Origin of the sequence: Brasilonema octagenarum UFV-OR1 (assembly GCF_963888615.1) — a bacterium.
In the GTDB taxonomy this organism is placed as follows: Bacteria; Cyanobacteriota; Cyanobacteriia; order Cyanobacteriales; family Nostocaceae; genus Brasilonema; species Brasilonema sennae.
Window position 1 is genome coordinate 1 of record NZ_CAWPKW010000250.1, and the last position, 3,538, is coordinate 3,538.

Here is a 3,538-nt window from a genome sequence, read left to right on the forward strand (position 1 = left end):
ACCCTTTCACAAAAATCCTGATACATTTGACTCCACGGCAGTTGCTCCACTTGGGGAAACCCCAAGACCGCACTGCCTCCCCTACTCCCCCTACTCCCCCTACTTCCCCATATGTATCAACGTTAAAGTGAAACGGTATGACTTTATGCATACACCCCCTAATTGCTTGCTAACTTTTAAATCTCACTTTAGGAGGAGGTGGGTATTTATATTATTGCTACTGCTGCATCGTACACTGTCCATATAATTCCAACAAGAACAGAAGAAGGGAGTGTGGTTTCTATGTCATCCATCATCAGGTTTGCTACTGAACAGGATGCTGAGCAAGTTCTGGAAATTTACGCCCCTTTTTGCGAGTATTCACCTGTGTCTTTTGAAGTTCAACCACCAACTCTAGATGAAATGCAGCAGCGGATTGCAAAAGTCCTAGAGAAGTTGCCTTGGCTGGTGTGCGAACGTGATGGAGAAGTTCTAGGATATGTTTATGCTACACCTCATAGAGACCGAACTGCCTATCAGTGGGCTGTTGATGTATCTGTTTATATCCATGATGCAGTGCGTCGTTCAGGCATAGGACGAGCTTTATATACATCCCTGTTTAAAATTCTGGTACTTCAAGGTTACTACAGCGCCTACGCAGGTGTCACTCTCCCAAACACAGCCAGTGAAAGGCTTCATAAACTGATGGGATTCCAGTTCATAGGGATATATCAAAGTGTAGGATACAAGTGTGGTGCGTGGCATGATGTTGTGTGGTATGAGCTATCTCTGCAACCGCGAAGACCGAATCCCAAGCCTCCCATCGATATCAACGTATTACACAGTACCATTAAATTAGAATACGCTTTGGCAAGTGGATTATCTTTCCTCAAGCTTGGTGTCAATTAAGAAATTATTTCACACACTGAGATTTCTAATTTTTGCCAAACTACCCTGACAAACTGCTAAATTTCAAGTTAAATATTTCAAGATATGCCCCTTCAGAAAGTGGTCAGGTACTGTTTGTGACACAAGAACAAAAAACCTCTCGTTCTTTTGCCGGAATTGCTGGCATTATCGCCGTTGCTACGTTAATCAGCAAATTTTTTGGGCTGGTACGTGAACAAGCGATCGCCGCCGCTTTTGGTGCGGGGGGTGTTGTCGATGCTTATAACTTCGCTTACATGATCCCCAGTTTTCTGCTAATATTGCTAGGTGGGGTTAATGGACCATTCCATAGTGCGATCGTCAGCGTTCTAGCCAGGCGCAAGCAAGAAGAAGCTGCTCCCTTGGTGGAAACAATGACAACCCTTGTGGGTGGTTTGCTGCTTTTGGTAACGATTTTCCTGGTGATATTTGCTCCTAACTTGATTGACTTAGTAGCACCAGGTTTGGATACTGTTCGTGACGGAGCATTCATTAAAGAAAGCGCCATTGTGCAACTGCGGATAATGGCACCAATGGCAGTTTTAGCAGGACTGATTGGTATTGGTTTTGGGACTCTCAACACAGCGAATCAATACTGGCTACTTTCTCTGAGTCCTTTATTTTCCAGCATTATTCTAATTCTTGGTTTGGGTGTACTCGCTCTGCAACTAGGTAGCAAAATTAGCTCTCCTGAATATGCCATTTTAGGCGGAATGGTTTTAGCGGGGGGTACCTTAGCCGGAGCATTCCTGCAATGGTTGATCCAGCAAATTGCCCAAGCACGAGCAGGGTTAGGTACATTGCGCCTGCGATTTAATTTTAAGCAGCCAGGGGTGAGCGATGTACTTAAAATTATGGGACCAGCAACCTTTTCTTCTGGGATGTTGCAAATTAATCTGTATACAGATATGTATTTTGCATCGTTCATCCCCTCTGCTCCTTCTGGGTTGCGTTATTCCAATATCTTGGTGCAAACTCCTTTAGGAATTATTTCTAATATTATTTTGTTACCTTTATTACCAATATTTTCCCGACTAGCCGCACCGGAAAATTGGACAGAGTTAAAATTGCGAATTCGCCAAGGATTCATACTTACTGCCTTCACCATGCTACCAATGGGAGCGCTAATGATGGCGCTGTCTGACCCCATTGTACGAGTGGTTTATGAACGTGGTGCTTTCAACCAAACAGACTCAGCCCTGGTTTCCTCCATACTAGTTGCTTCTGGTTTGGGAATGTTCGTCTATTTGGGGCGAGATGTTTTGGTGCGCGTGTTTTATGCTTTGGGCGATGGTCAGACACCATTTCGCGTTAGTATGATTAACATCATATTCAACGCTTTGCTAGATTGGATTTTGTTTAAGCCTTTTGGTGCGCCGGGTTTGGTACTAGCAACAGTTGGAGTGAATTTCATCTCGCTATTAATGTTGTTATGGTTGCTTGATCGCAGGCTGGATGGTTTACGTTGGCGCGAGTGGAGTTTGCCAATTTTAGGTTTAGCTACTGCAAGCTTGGTAGGTGGAGGAGCAAGCTATGGCACTCTTGAGGTTTTGCAGAAGTTTTTAGGTGAAGATGCTTTACAAATTCAACTGGTGCAAATATCTATTGCTGGTTTAGTTGGCATCGGCGTTTTTGCTGTGATTGTTGCCATGATGAAATTACCAGAGATCGAGATTTTTGTATCTCGTCTGCGTGAGCGCTTTTTGAGAAGATAAATATTGTTATAGTCGTGCTTTACCGCTTGTAAAAATCTACGCATATCTGGGTAATAGTGCTCAAATCTAGGTAGAGGGAAGTTAGCGGTTTATCTTCCGAAGAAATCATCTTTAACACTTTCGTTTGCTTTGAACAGATTGCTCTGTCCATTGCTTAACCAAAGATTCCCAGTTAGAGATAGCATAGAAGCCATGACGCCTAATGCTAGATTTCTTGATCAATGTATTCAGTTGGTTCCACAGACTCCATACGTGCTTGCCTGACTTCACGTCAAGATAGGCGGTTATGGAGTCTGGAATATTTTCAGTCAGTCTCATACCACGTCGGGCAATAGCCATAGCGGCAGCTTCATCGCTCGCTAGTCCGTACTGCCGTGCATATTTGACTAAGCCGATAACGCTGGTGTAAGCAGGATTGACTTGCATGAGGTAGATACCTCTATTGCTCAGAATGCTTTCCAGCAACTCGTAAAATCGGCTATACGCCCAACCAGAAAGCATCCGAGCGTATTTTCTGCCACGTTCCGAAAGTTGTTCTTTCTTGGATGAAAAGTCCAGTTCCTCACAGACAACGGGACAAGAAAACGTGTCAGCCAGTGTCGCTAGTTGTAAGCAGGCATCAACAATCTGAGCATCCTGCTTACCAGACGGTAGTCCCATCTGGAGTGGTATTTGTCCATGAGCTTGAAGGTTGCCGTCTCCATCAACGTATGCCCACCCGATTGAACCAGGATTCATGTCAATACCGATGCAACCATAAGCGGAATGTCGAGAAACACGCTTAACTGGCGCTGGAGTGAATTGTACTGCGGCGTTCCATTTACCGTTTTTGCGGTAGAAGTGCCAGGTCTTGGAACCGTCTTGGGACAACCTATTTATGTTGCGGTCGAAGTTGCCCAACTTGGTTTGCACATACT

2 protein-coding genes and 1 pseudogene are annotated in these 3,538 nt (G+C 44.5%); 2 read left to right on the top strand and 1 reads right to left on the bottom strand.

Going from position 1 to position 3,538, the window contains the following annotated elements; translation table 11 throughout:
- The first annotated feature begins 282 nt into the window (after positions 1-282).
- The gene (locus AC5590_RS20370) at positions 283-888 is read left to right on the top strand and encodes an arsinothricin resistance N-acetyltransferase ArsN1 family B (protein ID WP_169268925.1); all 606 of its coding nucleotides are present in this window, start codon (positions 283-285) and stop codon (positions 886-888) included.
- Positions 889-1,004: 116 nt separating this feature from the next.
- Positions 1,005-2,621 (top strand): murein biosynthesis integral membrane protein MurJ, encoded by a 1,617-nt coding sequence (gene murJ / locus AC5590_RS20375; RefSeq protein ID WP_169268926.1) that lies wholly within the window; start codon positions 1,005-1,007, stop codon positions 2,619-2,621.
- A 111-nt stretch (positions 2,622-2,732) separates the two neighbouring features.
- On the opposite strand, the pseudogene AC5590_RS20380 reads toward murJ, so the two are convergent.
- A pseudogene (locus tag AC5590_RS20380) lies at positions 2,733-3,538 on the bottom strand (hypothetical protein); the annotation flags it as partial.

Coding starts and splice junctions, on each gene's coding strand:
- AC5590_RS20370 (WP_169268925.1), top strand. CDS start 283: ATGTCATCCATCATCAGGTTTGCTACTGAACAGGATGCTGAGCAAGTT.